Annotated in this window: 19 protein-coding genes; 6 read left to right on the plus strand and 13 right to left on the minus strand. The window is 66.2% G+C overall.

The annotated features are described in order from the left end of the window. Positions 1 to 21: 21 nt before the first annotated feature. On the plus strand, positions 22 to 1,185 hold the full coding sequence (locus PV773_RS18695) for a glycosyltransferase (protein ID WP_347967821.1): 1,164 nt from the start codon (positions 22 to 24) through the stop codon (positions 1,183 to 1,185). On the opposite strand, the gene PV773_RS18700 is transcribed toward PV773_RS18695, so the two are convergent. Further along, on the minus strand, positions 1,175 to 2,296 hold the full coding sequence (locus tag PV773_RS18700) for a glycosyltransferase family 1 protein (RefSeq protein WP_347967800.1): 1,122 nt from the start codon (positions 2,294 to 2,296) through the stop codon (positions 1,175 to 1,177). The two genes, PV773_RS18695 and PV773_RS18700, sit on opposite strands and share 11 nt — an antisense overlap. Before the next feature lie 244 nt (positions 2,297 to 2,540). On the opposite strand from PV773_RS18700, the gene PV773_RS18705 reads away from it, so the two are divergent. After that, the gene (locus tag PV773_RS18705; protein WP_347967801.1) at positions 2,541 to 3,764 is read left to right on the plus strand and encodes a glycosyltransferase family 1 protein; all 1,224 of its coding nucleotides are present in this window, start codon (positions 2,541 to 2,543) and stop codon (positions 3,762 to 3,764) included. 4 nt (positions 3,765 to 3,768) lie between these two features. Here the strand turns inward: PV773_RS18705 and PV773_RS18710 are convergent, their stop codons facing one another. Further along, positions 3,769 to 4,962, minus strand: coding sequence for a glycosyltransferase (locus tag PV773_RS18710; protein WP_347967802.1), 1,194 nt, complete (start codon positions 4,960 to 4,962; stop codon positions 3,769 to 3,771). A 261-nt stretch (positions 4,963 to 5,223) separates the two neighbouring features. On the opposite strand from PV773_RS18710, the gene PV773_RS18715 reads away from it, so the two are divergent. Next, positions 5,224 to 6,228 (plus strand): glycosyltransferase family A protein, encoded by a 1,005-nt coding sequence (locus PV773_RS18715; RefSeq protein ID WP_347967803.1) that lies wholly within the window; start codon positions 5,224 to 5,226, stop codon positions 6,226 to 6,228. On the opposite strand, the gene PV773_RS18720 is transcribed toward PV773_RS18715, so the two are convergent. Together PV773_RS18720 and PV773_RS18725 are read right to left on the minus strand one after the other, a co-directional pair. Continuing rightward, a complete protein-coding gene (locus tag PV773_RS18720) occupies positions 6,197 to 7,159 on the minus strand; it encodes a glycosyltransferase (RefSeq protein WP_347967804.1) in 963 nt (320 codons plus the stop codon). The genes PV773_RS18715 and PV773_RS18720 overlap by 32 nt on opposite strands. Before the next feature lie 33 nt (positions 7,160 to 7,192). Further along, the gene (locus PV773_RS18725) at positions 7,193 to 8,311 is read right to left on the minus strand and encodes a hypothetical protein (RefSeq protein WP_347967805.1); all 1,119 of its coding nucleotides are present in this window, start codon (positions 8,309 to 8,311) and stop codon (positions 7,193 to 7,195) included. 537 nt (positions 8,312 to 8,848) lie between these two features. On the opposite strand from PV773_RS18725, the gene PV773_RS18730 reads away from it, so the two are divergent. Next, positions 8,849 to 10,381 (plus strand): lipopolysaccharide biosynthesis protein, encoded by a 1,533-nt coding sequence (locus PV773_RS18730; protein ID WP_347967806.1) that lies wholly within the window; start codon positions 8,849 to 8,851, stop codon positions 10,379 to 10,381. Beyond that, on the plus strand, positions 10,378 to 11,847 hold the full coding sequence (locus tag PV773_RS18735) for a DUF4214 domain-containing protein (protein ID WP_347967807.1): 1,470 nt from the start codon (positions 10,378 to 10,380) through the stop codon (positions 11,845 to 11,847). The genes PV773_RS18730 and PV773_RS18735 overlap by 4 nt, the downstream gene beginning before the upstream one ends. Before the next feature lie 345 nt (positions 11,848 to 12,192). On the opposite strand, the gene PV773_RS18740 is transcribed toward PV773_RS18735, so the two are convergent. The 4 genes from PV773_RS18740 to PV773_RS18755 all read right to left on the minus strand — a co-directional run bounded on the left by PV773_RS18740 (position 12,193) and on the right by PV773_RS18755 (position 15,498). Beyond that, positions 12,193 to 12,435 (minus strand): hypothetical protein, encoded by a 243-nt coding sequence (locus PV773_RS18740; RefSeq protein WP_347967808.1) that lies wholly within the window; start codon positions 12,433 to 12,435, stop codon positions 12,193 to 12,195. Between the two features lie 299 nt (positions 12,436 to 12,734). After that, complete coding sequence (locus tag PV773_RS18745; RefSeq protein WP_347967809.1) at positions 12,735 to 13,388, minus strand: PIG-L deacetylase family protein; 654 nt, start codon at positions 13,386 to 13,388, stop codon at positions 12,735 to 12,737. Continuing rightward, a complete protein-coding gene (locus PV773_RS18750) occupies positions 13,385 to 14,200 on the minus strand; it encodes a sugar phosphate nucleotidyltransferase (protein ID WP_347967810.1) in 816 nt (271 codons plus the stop codon). Before PV773_RS18750 ends, PV773_RS18745 begins: the two co-directional genes overlap by 4 nt. Beyond that, positions 14,197 to 15,498: a class I SAM-dependent methyltransferase gene (locus PV773_RS18755; protein WP_347967811.1), complete on the minus strand. Its 1,302-nt coding sequence runs from the start codon at positions 15,496 to 15,498 to the stop codon at positions 14,197 to 14,199. Before PV773_RS18755 ends, PV773_RS18750 begins: the two co-directional genes overlap by 4 nt. A gap of 345 nt (positions 15,499 to 15,843) precedes the next feature. Here PV773_RS18755 and rfbC point away from each other — a divergent pair, with 345 nt between their 5' ends. Continuing rightward, positions 15,844 to 16,380, plus strand: a complete 537-nt coding sequence (rfbC, locus tag PV773_RS18760) for a dTDP-4-dehydrorhamnose 3,5-epimerase (protein ID WP_347967822.1) — start codon at positions 15,844 to 15,846, stop codon at positions 16,378 to 16,380. Here the strand turns inward: rfbC and PV773_RS18765 are convergent. The 5 genes from PV773_RS18765 to PV773_RS18785 form a co-directional block, all read right to left on the minus strand. Continuing rightward, on the minus strand, positions 16,377 to 17,705 hold the full coding sequence (locus PV773_RS18765) for a DUF4910 domain-containing protein (protein ID WP_347967812.1): 1,329 nt from the start codon (positions 17,703 to 17,705) through the stop codon (positions 16,377 to 16,379). The two genes, rfbC and PV773_RS18765, sit on opposite strands and share 4 nt — an antisense overlap. 8 nt (positions 17,706 to 17,713) lie before the next feature. After that, a complete protein-coding gene (locus PV773_RS18770; RefSeq protein ID WP_347967813.1) occupies positions 17,714 to 18,778 on the minus strand; it encodes an NAD(P)-dependent oxidoreductase in 1,065 nt (354 codons plus the stop codon). A 257-nt stretch (positions 18,779 to 19,035) separates the two neighbouring features. Next, positions 19,036 to 19,725 carry a response regulator transcription factor gene (locus PV773_RS18775; RefSeq protein ID WP_347967823.1) on the minus strand — a complete coding sequence of 230 codons (690 nt, stop codon included), beginning with the start codon at positions 19,723 to 19,725 and terminating at the stop codon, positions 19,036 to 19,038. 390 nt (positions 19,726 to 20,115) lie between these two features. Next, positions 20,116 to 20,901, minus strand: a complete 786-nt coding sequence (locus tag PV773_RS18780; protein WP_347967814.1) for a Crp/Fnr family transcriptional regulator — start codon at positions 20,899 to 20,901, stop codon at positions 20,116 to 20,118. 460 nt (positions 20,902 to 21,361) lie between these two features. Beyond that, positions 21,362 to 21,571 (minus strand): hypothetical protein, encoded by a 210-nt coding sequence (locus PV773_RS18785; protein ID WP_340038133.1) that lies wholly within the window; start codon positions 21,569 to 21,571, stop codon positions 21,362 to 21,364. Between the last annotated feature and the right edge of the window lie 18 nt (positions 21,572 to 21,589).

The following is a 21,589-nucleotide window of genomic DNA, read 5'->3' on the forward strand; positions in this document are numbered from 1 at the left end:
GCGCCGACCGCGCGCCTCGACATGCCTGGGGCGCGCCCGGCCGTGGAACGCCGCGTGGCCATCGTGCACGACTGGTGTCCCGATTTCAGGGGAGGCGAGCGAGTGCTGGCGCAGATCTGCCGGCATTTCCCCAATGCCGACGTCTTCACCCTGTTCGATTTCCTGCCGGCCGATGTGAAGGAGCAGTATTTTCGCGATGTCGAATTCCACGCCTCGGTGGCCAACCGGCTGCCGCAGATCAGGAAATTCTACCGTTCGCTGTTCTTCCTCTGCCCGTTCCTCATCGAGCAGTTCGACGTGACTGCCTACGACATGGTGATCTCGTCCTCGGCCGCGTTCGCGCGCGGCGTGATCACCCGGCCGGACCAGCCGCATCTGTGCTACGTGCACAGCCCCGTGCGCTACGCCTGGGACGAGCAGTTCTCCTATCTCGCACAGGGCAAGCTCGGCTTCGGGCCGAAGGGCATGCTGTTCCGCTACATGCTGCACCGGCTGAGGGAATGGGACACCCGCACCGCCCACGGCCCGGACCTGATGCTGGCCAATTCCAACTATGTGCGGTCGCGCATCAGGCACATCTACGGGCGCGACGCGCGCGTGGTGTTCCCGCCGGTGGCGCTCGACGAACTCGATTTCGTGGCCGACAAGCACGACTACTACGTCTCGGCCTCCTTCCTGGCGCCCTACAAGCGCACGGACCTCGTCATCCAGGCGTTCAACGAAATGCCGTCGCGGCGGCTGGTCATCGTCGGCGAAGGGCAGCAGTCCGCTGCGCTCAGGGCCATGGCCGGCCCCAATGTCAGCTTCGCCGGATATCTGCCGCGGCACGACTATGTGAGGACCGTGGCCGAGGCGCGGGCCATGGTCTTTGCAGGATGCGAGGATTTCGGCATCGCGCTCGCCGAGGCGCAGGCCTGCGGCACCCCGCTGGTCGCCTTCGGCCGGGGCGGTGCCGTCGACATCGTCCGCAGGCTGGGCGCGACGGAGCGGCCGACGGGGATCCTGTTCGAACGGCAGACGGTTGCGGCGCTGAGGCAGGCCGTCGAGCATTTCGAGGCGAACCGCGACCTCGTGGCGCCGGAGGCGTGCCGCGAGAACAGCGAGCGCTTTTCCGAAAAGCGCTTCGACTGCGAATTCCTGGACGCCGTGGGCGCGGTACGCTCCCTGCAGGCCGTCACTGCATGATGACGTCCATCGCGGCTTCCTGCTGCAGACCGCCGGCCTCCAGCATCGCCAGCAGATAGAGTTCGGCCGACGTGTCCCAGCGGAACAGCGACGTCCGCTGCCTGCCGCGGGCGATCATGTCCCGTCGGCGCTCGGACGACCGGTACAGTTCCATGAAGCGGTCGAACCAGGCGTCGGCGTCGTCGGGCGAGGCGTAGAGGGCGGCGTCGCCGCAGATTTCGGGCAGGCTTGCCCGGTCCGACACGATCACCGGGCAGCCCAGGGCCATCGCCTCGAGCGGCGGCAGGCCGAAGCCCTCGGCGAAGGAGGGGAAGGCCAGGCACATCGAATCGCGCAGCAGGGCGGCCAGCTCTGCGTCGGTAAGCCGTCCCAGCCAGGAGAGGTTGGGCGCTTGCTCGGCGTCGGGCAGGTTGAACACGCGCGCGTCCGACATGCCGGCTATGGCGACGCGCAGGCCGACCGTGTGCAGCCTGTCGGCCATGCCGACGATGAGGCCGGCGTTCTTGTGCGGCGCGCTGCTGCCGACGAGCACGATCGTGCCTTCGCCGGCGGCCATCTGCGTCTTCAGCGAATGCCGGGCCCGCCAACCCGCGGCGTGCTCGTGGCCGTTCGGCGCCACGAAGATCTTGCCCGGCGCGCAAATGCCGTGCCGGACGAGTTCGCGCGCCGAATGGTGCGATACGGTGGAAACGCACTCGGCCTTGCGGCCCAGGACGGGCAGCAGGACCCGGTAGAGCGCGCGGAAGCTTGGCGCATAGCTCTGCGGAAAGTTGCGAGTGTTGGTGTCGTGGATGCAGACGATGTGCTGGGCGGCCACGACGGGGCCGGTGTTGCAGAGGCTGAGCAGCCCGCCCTTGACGTGCATCGGCAGCATCAGCTGTTCCCAGGCGTGGCCGCGCAGATAGCCGACGACGCGGGCGCGGACGGCAGTAAGCTCGATGTCGACGATGGCATCGGGCGGAACGAGCAGCTCGATGTCGAGATGGTCGGCGACGGCAGGGTGGGACACCAGCAGCCGGTCGATTGCGCTGACGATTTCGCGTGCGTAGCGCTGTACGCCCGTCAACGGCTGGGCGAGGAAACGGCCGTTGATGGCCCAATGGCGCGCCATGAGCTTCCCGCGGGATGGGACTGCGGCTCTTACTCTGCCTTGAGGGGCGAGGGACGTCATTTCGGCCATTGGAACTGCCGCCTGGCACGGGCTCAGCAGATCGGAGCCGCCGCACCTCCCAAGGAGGCGCGTGGGAGTAGGCCGATACCTCCAAGGTGTGAAAGTCCGCATCCTCCGGCCATGCTAGGGTTCGGGACCAGACAGGCAGCGAAGCGGCGCGCTGAGGATCGGAGGACACCGACCGATGGGCGCAGCCAAGCTGCCGGGCACGGGACGATGGTTGCACGACGAGCGCCGGATGGGGCTCACGCCGGTGCCATCCGCGAAGACACCGGGCGAAGCCGTTGCTCTTTCCCGCGGCCGTAGCCGCCGCTGGACCATCAACGGCGACTTCGTCAACCTCAACCCCAACGGCGTGGCGCGCTATGCCCGCGAAGTCACGCTCGCCCTCGATGCGCTGGTGGCCGAAGGCCATCCGCTGGCGCGCGGGCTGCATCTCGACCTCGTCGCGCCGCGCCCGGTGCAGCTGCCGCTCAGCGCCATCGGCGTCCGGGTGGTTCCGGAATACGGCCGGCCGCGCCTGCCGCAGTTCTGGGTCCAGCTGCAGCTGCCGCGGCACGTGCCCGGCGGCCTGCTGAGCTTCTGCAATCTCGCGCCCGTCGTCCCGAGGCGGCACATCGTCTGCATCCACGACCTGCACACCCTGCTGATGCCGGAAAGCTACGGCCGGCTGTTCCGCTGGGCGCATCGCATCATGCTGCCGATCCTCGGCCGGCGCGCGGCGCGCATCACCACGGTCTCGCAGCTGTCGCGCCAGCACCTGGCCGCCTGGCACGTCGCCGCGGCGGAGAAGGTCACCGTCACCTACAACGGCGCCGACCATGCCGAACGCTGGGACGCCGGCCGCGCGCGGCTGTGGGCCGAGACGGACAGGCCCTATGTGACGTGCCTGGGGCGCGACCAGAAATACAAGAACGTCGAACTGCTGCTGAGGCTCGCGCCGCTGCTCGACGCCATGGGTCTCGACGTGTGGATGGCCGGGGATGTCGGCGAGGCCGAACTCTTGCGCCACGCATCGCCGCTGCCGGGCAACCTCAGGCTACTCGGGCGGATCGGCGACGACGACTTCAAATGGGCGCTCGCGGGCGCGCTGTGCTTCCTGTTTCCCTCGCGCATCGAGGGCTTCGGCCTGCCTGCGGTGGAGGCGATGGTGGCCGGATGCCCGGTCGTCGCCTCGACCTCGCCCTGCCTGCCGGAAGTGTGCGGCGATGCGGCGCTCTATGCCGATCCGGACGATCCGGACGCCTGGGCGGAGGCGATCCGCAGCCTGCAGTTCAGGCCGGATCTCAGGCACAGCCTGATCGAGGCCGGCCGCATCCGCGCCGGCAACTACACCTGGCGCGGCATCGCCGAGACCTACCTCAGGCTCATGGCCGAGGTGGACATGACGGTTTCATCCGAGGCGTGATCGATCAGGCGGACGCCGGCGTGCGGTTGCCGGTCTTCCCCGCCGCGTCGCCCATGCCGTTCGACATCAGCAAATCCCGCCAGCGCGACAGGAACCGGGCCTTGGTGAACGCCGCAGCCATCGTCCTGAGACGATTGGCCGTCGCGGCCTTCTCCGCCGGGTCTCGCGCCAGTGCCGCATCGATGGCGTTGGCGATGGCAGCCGGATCGACGGGCGGAATCTCGATGCAGACACCGTCGACGGCCTCGACCAGGGCACTGCCGGCCGAGACGATCGGCAGCAGCCCCATATAGGCTGCTTCCAGCGCGGGCATTCCGAAGCCTTCCAGCAGGCTCGGCAGCAGGAAGGCTTCCGCATTCCCATAGAGCCAGCGCAGCTCGGCGTCGGGCACGTAGTCGAGGATCCGGACGCCGGGCACGGTGCGCGCCAGCTCGACGATCTCCTCGTGACCCGCCCCTCTGGATCCGCAAAGGACATAGCGGATGCCCCGGCGATGGAAACCGCCGTCGCGGTACGCCCGCAGCGCGGTCGTCTGGTTCTTGCGGGTCTCGAAGGCGCCGACGGTCAGGATGAACGGCGGCTCGAGCCCGTCGACCGGCTTGGCGGGACCCTCGAACAGTTCGCTGCGGACATAGAGCGGAATGGTCGTGAGGAAGCGGAAGTCCGACCCGTAGAGGGAGACGAAGCTGTCGCGTGACCAGTTGCTGACGAAGACGACGCCGGGGCCGATGCGCGCGATCTTGCCATAGGCGTGGCGGTAGCTCTGAACGGTGCCCGGATGGTAGAGCGCCGGGTGGGTGAGCGGCCCGGTGTCGTGGCACAGCACGATGTCGTCGGGCGCCAGCGCCGACCTCAGGACGTAGAGCGGGTCGAGGAACAGCCTGAAGCCGCCGCGGCCGACGTCGTCGCGGATCAGCAAGCGCTCGCTGTTTCCGGCGAAGCCGATCTCGGCCATCATCAGCCGCGCCGAAAGCTTGCGGAACAGCCCCTCCGGGCCATGGCGGCCGAGCCGCCAGTAGCGGACGTCGGCCACATCCGGCACGAATTCGCGGCAGAGATCCTTGGCGATATGGTAGGCGCCGGTGCGGTTGACGATCGACAGCGAGTTGTCGATCAGGACACGCGGCGTGGAGACGGTTCGGTCCGCCCGGGCCGGCCGGCGGGACTGCAAACCGCGTCCAATCAGGTCCGACGTCATCTGGTCAACCGCTCGCGGGAAGGCTCTGCACATGAGGCTAGCATTTCGACGGCGGCGCGGCCCACTACACGTTGGAGGTAAGCCCGCGGGCATCGGCGACGCGCGGTCTTGCCGTGCGAACATCGGCGCGTCCCGGGCCGCTACGCCTTTTGTCTGCCGAGGTCGGCAGATTGGCGGGCCTGACAGGGCTCGGATTTCCCGGAATGATGGCTTTCGGCGGTGTTGGGCGAGTACGTGCCTGTTGATCACAGGAGCTGGCTGATGCGTGCGACCGAGAGCCATCCCCAGGTGGCTATCCTCACTCCCGTGTTCAACGGCGAGCGTTTCCTCGACGAAACCATGCGGTGCGTGCAGGCGAGCGACTACCCCAATCTGGTGCATGTCGTCCTGGACAACGCCAGCACCGACCGCACTCAGGAGATCATCGCGAGCTATGGAGGCGGCCGCGTGCCCGTCGTGGCGCGGCGCAATCCCGCCACCATCCCGCTGTGCGACAATCTCAATGCCGTTGCCGCCACGGCCCCGGCCACGGCGAAATATGTCCGCTTGCTCTGCGCCGACGATCTGATCGCCCCCACGGCGATCTCGCGCATGGTCGAGGTGGGGGAGCGCAGCGACGATATCGGCGTCGTCGGCTGCCTGTGCGCCGACGTCGGCAATCTCGGGTCGGAGCTCGATCCCGACACCGACGTGTTTCCCGGGCCGGCGGTGGTCAGGGCCTATCTGCGGCGCGAGACGATGGTGCTATCGGGCACGCACCTGTTGTTTCGGAAGGCTGCCTTCGATGCGGGGCACCCGCCTTACGATCCGACGATGAGCTCGTGCGACGCCGATTGCGCCATCAGGGTGTCGATGCGCGGTTCCTTCGGCTTCGTGCATGAGGTGCTCGCCACGTTCAGGCACCACGAGGACAGCCATTCGGCGACCGTCGCCACCGTCAACGGTGAGCACCTGTTCGAGTGGCTGCTGCTGCTCGACAGATACGGGCCCCTGGTCATGAGTCGAGGCGAATATCGGGACTGCCGCGGGCTCTATCGGAGGTATCTCCTGCGGCGGTCGCTGCTGCCGCTGATCAGGAGCGGGAACCCGCGCCTGCTGGCGCTGCAGATGAAGCGCCTTGCCGAAATCGACGATGCGGCGGGGCCGCTCGACTTCGCCGCGGCATTGAGCGAATGGCTCTATTTCGTCGTCTCGGGCCAGAGGCATCGGGTAGGCGCCCCGCGCAAGTCTTTGCCTAGAGCGCCCGAGAAGCCGATCTGTCCGTGAGTTCGGCGGCAATCGCCGGCGCGTCGGTCGGCAGCGTCACGCTGGCAAACAGTTCGCGCAGGTAGCCGACGTCGTACCAGAAGCGGAGGAAGAATTCCTGCCGCGGCGACGGGACGAAATATGCCAGGCCAAGCACCGGCAGCGAGGCGAGCAGCTTGAGCAGTGCGGCGGGCCCGACCTGCTCGCCCTGCATGCGCCTGATCTTCTGGTCGCTGATCCCGTCCCAATAGGCGCGGCGCGCGGCCCAGCTGCGCTCCAGGCGCTCCCGCGGGATCTTGTGGCCGACACGCATGCGCCCATTGTGGAGGATGGCCGCGCCCTGCTTGCGCAGGCATTCGACCACGAGTTTCTCCTCGCCGCTCAGCAGCACCTTGCCCACCCGGCCGAGCTGCGGCGAGAATGCGCCGACGGCAAGCAGCGCCTCGCGCCGGAAGATGACGTTTGCCCCCACGATGCCTGCCTCCCCGCGGAGGTCCTCGCCGCTTTCGACCTGCGTGAGGGACAGGAGCTGGCGCCAGCGGGGGCCGATTTGGCAGGATTGCCCGTCGGCATAGATGGGGTCCACGCGTCCGCCGATGATGGCGCAATCGGGCGGTGCCGAACGGACCGCATGCAGGGCCTCGCCGATCCAATCATCCGCCGCCACGACATCGTCGTCGAGATAGGCGATCCAGTCGGTACGGGTGGCGGCCAGCGCGGCGTTCCGGGCAGTCGCGAGCCCCGGCCTGTCGACACGGATCAGGCCTGCATGCGGCCACTGCGCGGCCGCGGCCGCGATCTTCAGCCTTTCGCTTTCCGAGGACGCGCTGTCAACCACGAGCACGGGGGGCATTGCCCGCGCGCGGCCGCCCAGCAGCGACTGCAGGCATTCAGCGAGGTCGCCGCTGCGATTGTGCGTGCAGATCGCTATGGTCAGCATCGATCGGGGCATTGGCGGTCCGACGTTTCGGGTCCGTTCGGCGGACTATTGCCTGGCGTCACTGTTTTCAGGAACACGCTCCAGCCAGATCTCGCGCCACCAGGAATAGATGCTGCGCGGGCACATCATCCGGTCATGGCTGTAACAGCCATGGCACACGGCGTCTTCGAGTATGATGGCGGGCCTCTTCAAGCCGTGCAGCTGTCCATTCTTCTCGTCGACGAACTTCTCGATCCTGGTCAGGACGCGATAGGTCTTTCCGCAGGATGGCACCATGTCCGCGTCGAACTGGAGCCTGCCGTTGCCGCCGGTGATGTTCAGCGTCGCCAGGATTTCCTCGTATGACTTCACCCTGACGAGTTCGCCCGGCTGAAGGTCGAGAGGTTCGCAAGGGGTGGCCTGGTTGACCGCGAACTTGCCCTTCCGGGCGGGGTAGGGGAGGCCGCCGCGCAGCTTCTGGAACCGGTCGTAGAGCCACCGTCCCGGTTTTCCCAGCGTCCTGCGATTGGCCATCGTCAGCGTCACATAAGTCGCATAAGCGAACGAGTGCCACATTTCGGAAGGCGAAGCGTTACCGGACGTGAAGTCTTCCAGATACTGGCCGAAGCTCCACCATTTCAGCGTCGTCGTGTAGGCGAGCAGCCGCGTCGCCTGGCAACTGTACCGGCGCTGCTCCGGCGGCCGGCCGTCGCTGACGGCGTCCAGAAGCTGCTGTTCGGTGCAGCCCGCGCGACGGGGCGACGGCCTGGTCGTGGCCGGCGACGCAGCGACCTCGACGGGCTTCAGCCAGTCGTCCTTCCAGAACAGCAGGCATCCTGCCTGGCAGCCGCCGTGGGCGCTGCCATCGCAGCGCAGGCTGAGGTGAACCGCGTTTTCGAGCTTCAGTCCCTTGTAGGCGCCCGACACTGTGTCGCAGGACTTGTGGGCCCTTTTGTAGACGCGGAAGCGCTGCCCGCAATATTGCAGCATCTCCGGCATGAACGGCATGCTTTCCAGCTCGCCGTTCGCATCGAGCGTCGCCAGGATCTCCTCCTTGCTCCTGACCTCGACCAGGTCGCCGGCACCGAAGATCGAGCTGCCGGCAAATCCGCTGCGGACAGCACTGTTCGGGGTTGTGGTGGGGCCTTCTGCTTCTCTGGACAGCACATGCGGGGCAGCGGTCATTCATGATCTCCGCGTTACCAGGAGCGCGAAAGGCCCGCATCCCGGCGACCCCCGCGGTGATTGCACAGCGCCGGATGTTATGTGCCCCGGCTTGAACGGGACATGAGCGCGACGACGTCATTTTGGTCGAGACTACGCCATAGGAATTACGACCCGCGACACTGCATCGACCGTAGTCAGTACTGGAGCGGGAGCATGCGGAAATGGGAACATCGAGCGACCGGCGAGGCGCGGGCGCGCCCGCCGTGCGACGTCGGCAAGGTCCGGTGTCTGGCCGAAAGGAACACGGAAGCATGGCCGCAAGGGCGGGTTCCCACTTTCGCCGAGCGCCGATCGCCGGCGCTTCCCGCCCCGTGGGACATGACGAGGCCGCTGCCGACGTCCGGCGGACGAACGGCGTCAACAACTGGCAAGCCCGACCCCCGCTCGGGACGGGTCTGGGCAAGGTCGCGAACTGGTGTCTCGACGGGAACGGGGGATGAAGCCGGTGCTGCCAAGGCCGATGGCAGGCCGGCCAAACGGGGGGCGTGTAGAAACATGAACTTGAACGTCAGGGAATCGGCTGTCAGCCGCGACGGCGATCCGTCGGTGGCCGGCGAATATCACAGCGTCGCGAAGCTGCGGCACTCGAGCATCCGGGGCGGCATCGCCAAGCTGGCCAGCCAACTGGCCAATGTGGCGATCAGGCTGCTGTTCATCGCGATCCTGTCGCGCCTGATCCACCCGGCCGATTTCGGCCTGTTCACGATGGCCGTCGTGCTCGTCGGCCTGTTCCAGGCCATCGCAGGCGGGGGCATCGCCAGCGGCGCCATACAGAACAAGGAACTGACCGAGAGCCAGCTCTACTTCCTCTTCGTGTTCACGGTGCTTCTGTCGCTGTTCGTCTCCCTCGGCAGCTACGTGCTTTCGCTCTTTGCGGCGCAGTTCTACCACGACCCGCGCATCTCCGCGCTTGTCCTGGCGCTGATACCCTCTTTCGTGCTGACGTCGATTGGTTCGGTTCCGGTCGCGCTGCTGCAGCGCCAGATGCGCTTTGGCGCGGTGGCCGCGCTGGATGTCGTCTCGGGCCTTGTCAGCTCCGCCCTTGGCATTGCCCTGGCATTCATGGGCTACGGCTACTGGGCGCTCGTGGCCTCGGCAGTGGCATGGCCGGCGGTCAACAGCATCGGGGCATGGATCGTTTCGGGGTGGGTGCCGCGGCCATCCCGCGATGCGAGCGGCGTCCGGCCGCTGATCCACATGGGAGGGACGGTCGTCGTCAACACGATCGTCGTCTACCTGGCCTACAACGTGGAGAAGATGCTGCTGGGCCGCTACTGGGGCGCGGATGCGCTGGGGCTCTACGGCCGGGCGAACCAGCTCTCGACATTGCCGCCCTCCCAGCTGAGCCAGTCGATCGGACCGGTCGCATTCGCCGCGCTTTCCAAGCTGCAGGATCAGCCGAAGGGGCTCAGAAGGTACTTCTTCGACTTCTTCTACCTCATGAACTGCGCGACCGTGCCCACCTCGTTCCTGTTCCTGTTCTTCGCACCCGAGATCGTCGGGACGATACTCGGGGCGGAGTGGGCCGGCGCAAGCGAGGCTTTCCGCCTGCTGGCGCCGAGCGTGCTCCTTCTCGGGATGATGAATCCGCCCGGCTGGCTGCTCTTTGCGCTCGGGCTACAGCGGCGGTCGCTGGCCATCGCGATCGTCATCGCGATGCTGTGCATCGGCGCCTATCTCATCGGCCTGCCCTATGGGCCAAACGGCGTTTCCGCAGCCTATTCGACGGTGCTGGCGCTGTGGCTGATCCCGCATCTGATGTGGTGCTTCCACGGCACGCCGATAAGGCTGGGGGACATATTCCGGGCTGTCGGGCCATCGCTGGTCGCCGGGCTGGCAAGCGCGGCGATGGCCTTTGCTGCATTGCAGGCATTCGCAACGGAGGCGGGGCCGGTCATCCGCCTGCTGCTCGCCTGCGGACTCATGGGGCCCCTCCATCTCTTCATCCTGCTCGTCGTGCTCGGGCAGCGGCGAAGGTTCGTCGAACTCTACTCGGACATCAGGCTGAACTATGAGGCTGTGACATGAACGACCATTGGCGAATTCCAGGGCGTGGCCTCGCAGCAGCGGTACTCTGCTCCCTGTCGATATGGGGATTGCCGGCGCGCGCGGATCTGCTGTGGGGCGTGAACGGCCATCCGTTCACGGCCTATCCGGGGATCGGAATCGAGCGCCAGCTCGACTACCTCCGCGACCTCGGCCTCCGCTCCTATCGCGTCAACGTCACGGGCGCCGACACCGCCGACCGCCTTGCCGAGCTGGTCGCCGCCGCCAGGCAGCGCTCGATCGACATCCTGCCCGTCCTCACCCCGGCCGGGCTCGATCTCGACAAATCCGCCCCGGACGAACTCTATGCCGGGGCGCGCAGGCTGGCGCTGACCCTCGGCACCCGCTTCAAGTCCGAGATACGGGTGTGGGAACTCGGCAACGAGATGGAGAACTATGCCATCATCCAGCCTTGCGAGCAGCGCGACGACGGTACCCAGTATCCGTGCTCCTGGGGCCCGGCGGGCGGCGTCGAGGCGCTGGAGTATTACGGTCCGCGGTGGGGGAAGGTGAGCGCCGTGCTGAAAGGGCTCTCGGACGGCATGACTGAGGCCGACCCGACCATCCGCAAGGCGATGGGGACCGCCGGCTGGGGCCATACCGGGGCGTTCGAGCGCATGCGGAAGGACGGCATCGCCTGGGACATCACCGTCTGGCACATGTATGGCGAGGATCCCGAATGGGCCTTCGAGAAGCTCGCGCGCTACGACCGGCCGATATGGGTCACCGAATTCAACAATCCCTATGGCAGCCAGCGCAGCGAACAGCAGCAGGCCGAGGGGCTGAAATGGGCGATGTCGCGGCTGCGCCAGATGCAGCGAAAGTACCGGATCGAGGCGGCCCACATCTACGAACTGATGGACGAGCCCTACTGGACCCCGAGCTTCGAGGCCGTCATGGGGCTGGTGCGGGTGACCGGCAGCGCTGAAAAGGGCTGGTGGCCCGGCGAGCCCAAGCCGGCCTATGCCATGGTCAGGGACCTGATCAGGGGGCCGCGGCCGCCGGCGCTGCCCTCGCGCGACTGCGATCTGAAGGCGATCCGGACCGTCGAGCCGATCGCGCACCGGCAGGCGAGCTTCGGCTATTGCCTGGTGCTGGGCCGCAGCGACGGCGGCGACGACATGGCGCGCTGGGCGATCGCGCTGGAGAGCGGCGAGGCGAGCTATTTCGACATGGCGATCGCCTTGCTGCGCTCGGACGAGTTCAGCGCGCGCTACACGCCGTTCAGCATGTCCGACCGCGCCTATGTGGGTTTTCTCTATCGCCTGCTGATGATGCGCGACGGCGACGCCTACGGGGTCGAGAGCTACGCCCGGCAGTTGCGGACGGGAACCATGGCGCGCGAGGACGTGGCCATCGGCATGATGACGTCGAGCGAGTTCACCTTCAAATTCGCCGTCCAGCTCGGCAGAGACACGAGCGTGACCGGCGCGGTACCACCGGGTTGAGCGGAGCGTCGTGCGTTCGAACGAACGCAAGGAGGACGGCCAGCTCTTTGAAGCTGGGGAATCCTTTGCGTTCGGGCACTGCTGCTTGAAGCTGGACGCTTCAGGTTCAGCCGACCGCCAGCGCCCCCCGCGTCCGGTCCCGGCAATCGGCCTCTGAGCCCCGCGGGGGCATGCTCCGCTGAAGCAGCGGTGCCCGCCAGGCACAGGACTGCAACCATCAGGCTTGCAAAAGGGGCGTCAGCGGTCTCGCGAGCCGCCGCTGACGCCAGCAGCCGGGCCGGATGTCCGTGACGCCAGGCTGGATGCAGCGAGGGATGCCGTGGCTGCTCCAGGCGGCCGTTGCCCTCACGCCATCGAATAGCGCGGCGTCTCGTGCGTCTCCGTTTTGAAATGCCCGGCGATCCAGCATGTCGCGTCGTCGAGCGTTTCGAACAACTGGTGACAGCCGGTGAGGCGGCCGTAGCCCGTCTCGAGGAACCATCCCCCCTTGACCGAATAGAGTTCCTCGTCGACCTGCGTCAGCACGGCCACCAACTGGTTCGACCGCATCACCAGCAGGCCCTGTTCCCCGCCGTCGACTGTGCCCAAGCGAATGTCCAATAAGGAAAAATCACGCAAGTCGCTGCCGCATGGCAGCATCGAAGTGTCCATCAGAGCAGCCCTCAATCCGCAAAACAGCTACTTCAATCACTTCACGCCCGTCCCGCATTGCAGACAGGTATATACATCCCACAACTTGCTCTGCATTTGTTAGCCGAAAGTGGCCACTACTTCAAGTGGTGAGCCACGTTCCAGGCACGAGTTCCTGTGGAAATCCCGGGTTTATCCCGTTGAAACGGCCGGCCGAGAATTCGCAAATTTCCGTGATGCTGAACGCTGCTTCGTCTTCAGAGAAGGCGCAGCTTTCGGGCAAAGAACGCTTCGGCATGCTGTTCGGGCGCACGGCACTCCATGCCCCGCAACCGCGCCAGTCCCTGAAAAGTCCCCCTGTCGAACCAGTCCTTCGAGCGCTGCGTGCCGAAATGCTCGCGCAGCAAGGCCAGCTTCCTTTCCATCGTCTCGCTTGTCAACGGTACGAACACGTTTGGCCGGCCCAGATCGCCGTCCCATTTGGGAATCTCGTATTCCAGCACCAGGTGGTCACGGAACAGGTTCCAGGTCAGCTGGTTGACGACCCGGTGGTCCTGGTGGGCGTCGGCCTGGGCATGGGTCAGCACGAGATCGGGCACCGCCCGGCCGCGCAGCTCGATCAGCCATTGCTTGATGGCCCGGAGCTGCTCCGGAAAATAGCTGTCCTCGAAGTCGGCGACCGCGATGCGCGCCTGCTCGGCGCCGGCGAGGAAGGCCTGCGCGGAGGCCGTTGCCTCGGCGGCGCGCGGGCCGGCAGCACTCAGCACGCACCAGTCGACGCTGAGGCGGATGCCCTGGGCGATCAGGCTGAGGATGGTGCCGCCGGCGCCGATCTCGATGTCGTCGGAATGCGCGCCGAGGCACAGCAGCGAAAGATGCTCGCCCTCCCGCGCCAGGCCCAGGCTCCTCATGAAGCGGCCTTGATGACGTTGCGCCTGGCGCGTTCGGCCCGCACGGCTGCATTCCACGGCATCTCGCCGTTCTCGACCATGTCCTCGAGCGACTGCCAGTCGCGCAGGGTGTCCATCGAGCGCCAGAAGCCCTCGTGCTTGTAGGCCATCAGCTTGTTGTCGGCGATCAGCCGCGCGAAGGGCTCGAGCACCAGCTCCTCGCCGTCGTTCATGTAGTCGAAGATCTCCGGCCGGAAGATGAAGTAGCCGCCGTTGATCCAGATGTCCGACGTGTCGGTGCCGCGCAGCGCACGGACCCGGCCGGTCTCGTCGATGTCGGCGAGGTGGTAGGTGAGGGGCGCGCGCACGGCCAGGAAGCAGCCATACATTCCGCTGGCCTCGAACCTGGCGAGCATATCGTTGAGATCGACGTCGGTGAGCCCGTCGGCATAGTTGGCCAGGAACATCTTCTCGTCCTTGACCTGGTTTCTCGCCGCCCACAGGCGCTCGCCGATGTTGCGCCAGATGCCGGTGTCGAGCAGCGTGACGCGCCAGTCCTTGACGCCTTCGTTGAGCAGCTGGATGTCCTTGCCGCCGCCCGAGACGACGCAGTCGGCGAAGGTCTGGGGCCGCGTGTTGAGGAAGAAATCCTTGATGACGTTGGCCTTGTAGCCGAGGCAGAGGACGAAGTCGTCGTGGCCGTAGTCGCTGTACCACTGCATCACGTGCCGCATGATCGGCTGCGGTCCGAGCGGGATCATCGGCTTGGGGATGCTCTCGGAATATTCGCGAATGCGGGTTCCGCGCCCGCCGCAGAAAAGCACGACCTTCATGTTGAACGCTCCGCCGGATCGATGATGGTGACGTAGGGAATGGGCACGACGAACTTCGCGCCCCACGCCGCGACGTGGGACATCTGCCGGATGATCTCGTCCTTGAGGTTCCACGGCAGCACGAGGATGTAGTCGGGCTTGGCGTCGTCGATGGCGGAGACGGGCCGGATCGGGATGTGCATGCCGGGCGTGTAGCGGCCATGCTTATAGGGGTTGCGGTCGACGGTGAAGTCGAGGAAGTCGGTGCCGATGCCGCAATAGTTGAGCAGGGTGTTGCCCTTGCCCGGCGCGCCATAGCCGCAGATCCTCCTGCCTTCGTTCTTGGCCGAGATCAGGAAGGCCAGCAGGTCGCGCTTGGCCATGCAGGCCTTGTGGTCGAAGGAGGCGTAGGTGGACATGTTTGTCAGCCCGTGGCGGCGCTCGCGGGCGACGATCTCGCCGACGCGCACCGAGACGGGGCGCCGGGCCTCCTCGTGGGTGAGATAGACGCGCAGCGATCCGCCATGCGTCGGAAGTTCCTCGACGTCGACGAGGCGCAGGCCGTGGCGCTGCGCCATCATGTCGATGGTCACCAGCGAGAAGTACGAGAAATGTTCGTGATAGATAGTGTCGAACTGGTTCTCGGCGATCAGCCGCTCGACATGCGGGAACTCGAGCGTGACCGTGCCTTCCGGTTTCAGCAGGAGCTTCATGCCGGCGACGAAGTCGTTGAGGTCGGGCACCTGGGCGAGCACGTTGTTGCCGATGATAAGGTCGGCGGCGTTGCCTTCCTCGACCAGCTGCAGCGCCATCCGCTCGCCGAAGAAGTCGACGCGGGTGGGGATGCCCTTGTCGATCGCCGCGCGGGCGACATTGGCGGCCGGCTCGATGCCGAGCACGGGAACGCCGAGCGGCCGGAAGTGCTGGAGCAGGTAGCCGTCGTTGCTGGCGAGCTCGACCGCGAGGCTTTCCTGGCCGAGGCCGAGCCGCTGGGTGATCGCCTCGCAATAGAGCTTCGCATGCGCCACCCAGCTGGTCGAGAAGGACGAGAAATAGGCGTATTCGCTGAAGATCGCCTCGCGGCTCACATATTCCTTGAGCTGGACGAGATAGCAGGTGTCGCAGACCAGCACTTTCAGCGGGAAATACGGCTCCATCTGGTCGACCTCTTCGGCGCGCAGGAAGCTCTCGCAGGGCGGCGACATGCCGAGATCGACGAAGAGGTGGCTGAGGCGCGCGCCGCACAGGCGGCAGGCGGGCGCGAGGTAGGGGCTGGCGACGACGGATTCCCTGCCGGCCTCGAGCTTGTGTACGTTCATGCTCTGCTCCAGTCCCCCCGAGGTCGACGCGTGGTTGGGGTCACGCCTGGCCGACAATTCCTGGGCTTTCGATTGTGCCGGATGCGAGGATAGAGGCGGCGCCTCGCGGGTTCGATCTGCCCATACGATCTGGGGCGTCATCCGATAGGGCGGTCGAGCCTTAGCCTGCGGAGCCAAAAGGCGGTGTCGGTGGTAGGCGCGGCCGCGGCTCATCCCAAACGGGTATGCGGGCCGTTCCGGCCTGCCTCCATCGGCTGAGGCGGGCTACCGCTTAGAACACGCTTCCGCGCCGGCCCGCGCGAGCCAAGAATCTTGGTTCGGGACGTTCAGGGAGCGGGTGGAACCGTGCGCTTCGTCGAGACCGAATTGAGCGGTGCGTGGCTCGTCGAGCCGGAACCCGTTGCCGATGCGCGCGGCAGCTTCATGCGCACCTTCTGCGAGAACGAGTTCGCCGACCGGGGTCTCGAGACCCGCTTCGTCCAGCACAGCCAGTCGCATTCGATCCTGCGGGGCACGCTGCGCGGTATGCATTTCCAGCTTCCGCCGCATGGCGAGGTGAAGCTGGTCTCCTGCATCGGCGGCGCCATCTACGACGTCGTCGTCGATCTGCGCCCGGCGTCGCCCACGCTGTACCAGTGGGTGGGGGTGGAACTGACGCCCGAGAACCGGCGCCAGATCTACGTGCCGGAAGGGTTCGCCCACGGCTTCCAGACGCTCACCGACGATGCGGTGGTGTCCTACATGATCTCGCGGTTCTATGCGCCCATGGCCTCGGTCGGGGTGCGCTACGACGATCCGGTGCTCGCCATCTACTGGCCGCTGCAGCCGACGGCGATGTCGGACAAGGACCGGGCCTGGCCGCTGCTGGATGGGGACAGCTAGGGCCTTCCTGGATCGGCGGCGTCCGTCACCAGGCCATGGGCGCGCAGCAGCTCGGCCGCCGCGGCGAGTTCGCCGAAAGCGAGACCCGAGCGCTCGGCCATGGCGAGCAGCGAGTTTTCGCCGTCGGCGAGGTTCAGCACCCACAAGAGCCCCAGCGCGCTCAGGCCGGTCGCCTTGTCGCCGCCGAGCGCGGCGTAGAGGCCGCGGCGGCCGAGCTGCGGCTCGCCCTTGGGGCAAAGGCTGAGCGGCGTCCAGTCGCCCTCGACGATTGCGATCGCCTCCATGACGATGCGGTGCGATGCAGCCAGGTGCTCCGGCCGGATGAAATCGAGGTCGTCGGCGGAGGTGTGGTATTGCGGGAAGGTGCCGAAGGCGCTGCGCTGGAACAGCCCGACCGGCAGGTCGAAGCCCGGCGAACAGAACTGCCGCTCGTCGTAGCCATAGGGGGAGAAGTCGACGAGCTTGGCGGCGTCATGACCCCGGCCAAGCACGTGGGCCATCGCCCGGTCGATGAAGGCGTTGCCGCGGCGGCTGCGCTTGTAGGTCGGCCCGCCGCCGTCGCCGACGCAGGAGACGACCAGCCCGTGGTCGATGCGCCCAACCTTGTCCTCGTTGCGCGACAGCCAGGCCAGTGCGCCGATCGTGCCGGGGGCGAACAGGAAGCGGTAGCTGTAGCGCGTCCGGCGCGAGCGCAGGCCGGCTGCGATCGTGGCCAGCAGCGCCAGGCCCGAGCAGTTGTCGTTGGCGAGCGAGGGATGGCAGATGTGGGCGGAAAGCAGGAACTCGCGATCCGTGGTTCCGCAGTGGAGATATTCGCCATAGCTCAAATGGCCCGGCTTCAGCTCGGCGTCGATCTCCACCCGGTAGTCGCCCTCGGACAGTGCGGCCAGGCTGTCGTGGGCCATGCAGAAGCCCCAGTTCTCGACGTAGTAGGACGTCCGGTAGGGGATGAGGCCCGGCTGGTCCGGCAAGGTGTGGACGTGACGCTTCAGCTCGTCCAGCGTCACCACGCCGCTGAACGGGACGGAATAGTTCAGCACGTGCAGGTTGTTGTCGGCGAAGTCGAGCACAGTGCGGCCGGCGCTGTCCCTGATCGAGGCGCTGCGGACGTTCCACTCCTTCGGGATGGTCCAGTCGAAGGCGGCGGTGCCGGTGGCGACCTCGTGGCGTTCGAGCGGAACTGTCTCGGACACGATGCCCAGCGTTTCGCGCACCCCGTTTCCGGTGATGCTGCGGCAGATCGGATAGAGCCTGGCGGCGAGCGCGTAGATCCGGGCGCCGATGTCCTCGGACGATTCTGGCGCGATGGATCCGTGGTGCTCCATGGCCCGTGTCAGCCGGCCATGGACCTCAGCGCCGGCTCGGCATCGGGCAGGTGCCGCATCCTGGCGTCGATGATGCCGCTCGCCATCAGGTGCCTGATGTGGCCGATGCGCTGGAAGCGCGGCCCCTCGAATTCGTCAAGCGTCAGCCCCGAGCCGGTATAGGCGACATGGAGCTGTTTGGCGCCGGCACGGGCGTCCCATTTCGGCTGGAAGGCGGGCAGCCTGCTCGCGATCTTGTCGAAGCTGACGCGATAGGAGCGGCTGTCGGGGCCGGCGTCGGCGGCGAAGTCCAGCCGGCAGCCGGGCACCACTTGGGCGACGATCTCGGCGATGTCGCGGATGCGGTAGTTGTGAGCGGTCTGGCCGACGTTGAAGGCCTGGTTGTGGACAGCCTCGCGCGGCGCCTCCAGACCGGCGATGAAGGCGCGCGAAATGTCCTCGATGTGGACGATCGGCCGCCACGGGCTGCCGTCCGACTTGAGCAGGATGACGCCCTGGGTGACCGCCCAGGCGACGAGGTTGTTGAGCACGATGTCGAAGCGCAGCCGCGGCGACAGCCCGTAGGCGGTGGCCGGACGGAAGTAGACCGGCTCGAAACCGGCGTCGGCGAGCGGGGCGATGTCGCGCTCCGACATCACCTTCGACCAGCCATAGGGCGTGACCGGCTTCAGTTCGCCGGTCTCGTCGATGATGTCGGCGCCGGCCTGGCCGTAGTTGCTGCAGGACGAGGCGTAGAGGAAGCGCCGGACGCCGGCGGCCTTGGCGGCGCGCGCCAGCCGGACGCTGGCCCGGTGGTTGATCTCGTAGGTCAGGTCGGGGTCGAGATTGCCCAGCGGGTCGTTGGAAAGGGCGGCGAGATGGATCACCGCGTCGAAGCCTTCGAGATCCTGGGGCTCGGCGTCGCGGATGTCCTTGCGGACCCAGGGCACCGAGGGAGGGTTGCCGCCGGCGTCGAAGGTGCAGCGCCGGTAGAGGTCGCTGTCGTAGCCGCTTACCTGGTGGCCGGCCCCGAGCAGCATCGGCGTCATGACCGAGCCGATGTAGCCCAGGTGCCCCGTGACGAGAACTTTCATTGCGTCCCCCATGTGCCGGCGCCGCGCCGGGGCGGCTGCCATGTTCGGGTGCCAGCGGCGCGGGCCGCGACCCCCCGGGGGAAGTGTACATTTTCGGCCGCCGGGGAAGCGTCCGCAATAAGACGGCCGCTCATCGTCCAATGGGGGTAGCGGTGGCCATCGCGAGCATGATCGAGCGCTGCCCGGTTTGCCGCGCGCAAAAGGCCGTCCGCAGCGCCGCGGGCGGCCTTGGATTGCGGTCTTGTCCGGGCGACGCGTCAGACGTCGCCGGGGAAGAGATCGTTGAGCTTGTAGGCGACCTCGGTCCGGTTGGTGGCCTTGAGCTTCTTCATGATGTTGCGGATATGGACCTTCACCGTGCTCTCGCGCAGCTTCAGTTCATAGGCGATGATCTTGTTCGCCTTGCCACGGCGCAGCGCCTGGACGACCTCGACCTGGCGCGACGTGAACATGCCGGCCAGCGGGCGAATCTCATGGCTGCTCGAGTCGATGAGATGGCGCATGGCAAGCAGGCTGCTGGCGGGAACGAAAATGCCGCCGGCAATCGCCAGGTTGATCGCCTCGACGCAGACGTCCACCCCGACGGTCGTCGGAATGTAGCCGCGCGCGCCGCACTCCAGCGCCTTCATGATCTGCTTGAGCTCGTCGGTGTCGGCAAGGATGACGACCGGGACCGCCTTGAACTCGGCGGCAAGCCGCGAGATCTCGTTGGCCACGTTGGGATCCGCGGCCTTGCGGCCGCCGAGGTTGAGCAATATCGCCGACAGTGACGGGTGCAGATCCTTCTGCCTACGCCATTCGTCGATTGACCCAAGAGCCGTAACCTCCATGCCAAGGTCGTGATAGATCAAGGCCTTCGCCAGGCATTCGCGATCCAATGCTCTACTGTCGATTATGAGAAGACGTTCGTGGGGGCGGCGGTCGATCCCGCTGCCCGATGCCACCAGTTCTACGCCGCTCCTCGTAAGCGCCGTGGATGAATTGCCGCTATGTCCTGTGTTGGTCTCCATTGGTCATACGCCCTTTCCGCACACAGATCGCCCCTTCAGCGATCAGCACACCCCATGAACAACTACTAAGTGCCGGCTTTCATCCCCCTGATACGACGCACATACATCCGCATTCCCGCAGAGGCGCCGCCTTGCTTCCTCTCCATGATGTCTCCTGGTCCCAATCAAGAGAACAACGAGCCACGATAACTCAGTTTATTCTTTTTTCATTAACATATGTTAACCAATATAGACGATACGATACATCGTATCATCTTATCGGGCGGTGGCCTTGTGGTGATCGTTCTTTTCGGCGACGTACAGCGTCCGGCCTAAGGTGGGATTAGCCTAAGGTATAACGCTGCGAGCGCTGCTAGGAACATGCCCGGAGGCGAGCAACTTTTGTGGAGCCTGCGGCCAGCTATACTGCAGGTAGCCTTTGTCGAAGCCTGCAAGCTTTACGAGTTTCTGCCGGTTGAGGAACTCTACAGAGCCGGATCGAAACGAAACCATGTCCCGCTCGCGCAGTTCCCTGAGCGTCCTGTTGACGTGAATCTGCGTGAGCCCGAGCACGTCTGCGAGATCGTGCTGCGTCAGCGGGCAATCATAGCCCGCCTGGGTGCCGTAGGCTCCACCCGCGGCCAGCCGCTCCCCCAGTTCCAGCAGGAAATGCGCCGTACGTTCGAGGGCGCTGCGGCGGCAGACGCTGGTCAGCCGCTCGGCCGCGATCTGATGCTGGCGCGCAACCATGCGCGAGAACAGGGCGCCTAGCGTCGCGTTGCGGTCGAGCGCCTTGGCGAACGAATGTCCGGGGATTTCGAAGATCGTCGCCGCGGTGACCGCAATGAGGGAGTTGACGCTGCCTCCATCGGCGGAGGGCAGGTCCAGCACATCCCCCTTGAGGGGAGTGTCGATAATCTGGCGGTTGCCGTTCGGCAGGTGACGGCAGACGGAGGTCCAGCCCGACTGGACGATGAATATCCGGCTGTTGGTGTCGCCCTGGCGCCCGACAACCGTGTTTGTCGCATAGATCCTTGCGGTGGAGTCGAGGAAATCGACGTCGGCACCGGCATGCCCAAGGGCAATACCTGTCGGCAGGGACTGGAAGAATTGAAGCAGCGTTTGCTCGGCCATCACTTCTACTGGATCTATCCGCAGTGAAGGGCGCTAATCCCAGCCGCCGACCTTCATCGCGACTACGTCCCCATAGATCACAATACGCTCGGTGTTCGATCGACATCTGCCACGGCGAGCCGTCTCGGAAAGACGGAACGTCGAAGCCTCATCTGATATCATGTGCCCGAGGATGTCCATGGGGGTTATTGCCCGTAGGCATCTACGCCCATTGCACAATTTGACCTGCGGGCCATGCAGGCCGGAAACTCGGGGTGCCTGCGTGACAAGCGCCAGCACATCACGCGGCCTGTCCGTGTCACCGAGCGCGACAGGATAGGGGAGCCGCGGACCCCCCGACCCCCACCGCCCAGCGGCTCTCCTATCGCGCGCCTCGAATGCGCAGCCCCGGCGGCGCCGCTGACATTGCGGAACATTGCGAAGCGCGTCCGCCGCGGCGACGAGAATGCGGGCGCGGCCGTCAGGCCGTCCCTATCGTCCGCATGTGACGCAGGTCCGATGCATGGCTGTCGACATTGCCGTTGAACGCAGCGATCAGCCTGCGCGCCGCGATGCTGGCGATATGGGTGTGTGGAAGGCTGGCCTCCACCCTGCGCGCAGATTCGTAGACCTCGATGAGTATGGCGCGTTGCCTAGGCCCTAGGACGTCGTGATCGACCAGGTCGCACATGGAACCCTCCTCTTCGCA

Origin of the sequence: Mesorhizobium sp. CC13, assembly GCF_039907765.1 — a bacterium.
Classification (GTDB): Bacteria; Pseudomonadota; Alphaproteobacteria; order Rhizobiales; family Rhizobiaceae; genus Aminobacter.

Bases quoted from the DNA above. Each gene is read 5' to 3' on its own strand.
- PV773_RS18695 (WP_347967821.1), top strand. From the start codon at position 22: ATGCCTGGGGCGCGCCCGGCCGTGGAACGCCGCGTGGCCATCGTGCAC.
- PV773_RS18700 (WP_347967800.1), bottom strand. From the start codon at position 2,296: ATGGCGCGCCATTGGGCCATCAACGGCCGTTTCCTCGCCCAGCCGTTG.
- PV773_RS18705 (WP_347967801.1), top strand. From the start codon at position 2,541: ATGGGCGCAGCCAAGCTGCCGGGCACGGGACGATGGTTGCACGACGAG.
- PV773_RS18710 (WP_347967802.1), bottom strand. From the start codon at position 4,962: ATGACGTCGGACCTGATTGGACGCGGTTTGCAGTCCCGCCGGCCGGCC.
- PV773_RS18715 (WP_347967803.1), top strand. From the start codon at position 5,224: ATGCGTGCGACCGAGAGCCATCCCCAGGTGGCTATCCTCACTCCCGTG.
- PV773_RS18720 (WP_347967804.1), bottom strand. From the start codon at position 7,159: ATGCCCCGATCGATGCTGACCATAGCGATCTGCACGCACAATCGCAGC.
- PV773_RS18725 (WP_347967805.1), bottom strand. From the start codon at position 8,311: ATGACCGCTGCCCCGCATGTGCTGTCCAGAGAAGCAGAAGGCCCCACC.
- PV773_RS18730 (WP_347967806.1), top strand. From the start codon at position 8,849: ATGAACTTGAACGTCAGGGAATCGGCTGTCAGCCGCGACGGCGATCCG.
- PV773_RS18735 (WP_347967807.1), top strand. From the start codon at position 10,378: ATGAACGACCATTGGCGAATTCCAGGGCGTGGCCTCGCAGCAGCGGTA.
- PV773_RS18745 (WP_347967809.1), bottom strand. From the start codon at position 13,388: ATGAGGAGCCTGGGCCTGGCGCGGGAGGGCGAGCATCTTTCGCTGCTG.
- PV773_RS18750 (WP_347967810.1), bottom strand. From the start codon at position 14,200: ATGAAGGTCGTGCTTTTCTGCGGCGGGCGCGGAACCCGCATTCGCGAA.
- PV773_RS18755 (WP_347967811.1), bottom strand. From the start codon at position 15,498: ATGAACGTACACAAGCTCGAGGCCGGCAGGGAATCCGTCGTCGCCAGC.
- PV773_RS18765 (WP_347967812.1), bottom strand. From the start codon at position 17,705: ATGGAGCACCACGGATCCATCGCGCCAGAATCGTCCGAGGACATCGGC.
- PV773_RS18770 (WP_347967813.1), bottom strand. From the start codon at position 18,778: ATGAAAGTTCTCGTCACGGGGCACCTGGGCTACATCGGCTCGGTCATG.
- PV773_RS18780 (WP_347967814.1), bottom strand. From the start codon at position 20,901: ATGGCCGAGCAAACGCTGCTTCAATTCTTCCAGTCCCTGCCGACAGGT.
- PV773_RS18785 (WP_340038133.1), bottom strand. From the start codon at position 21,571: ATGTGCGACCTGGTCGATCACGACGTCCTAGGGCCTAGGCAACGCGCC.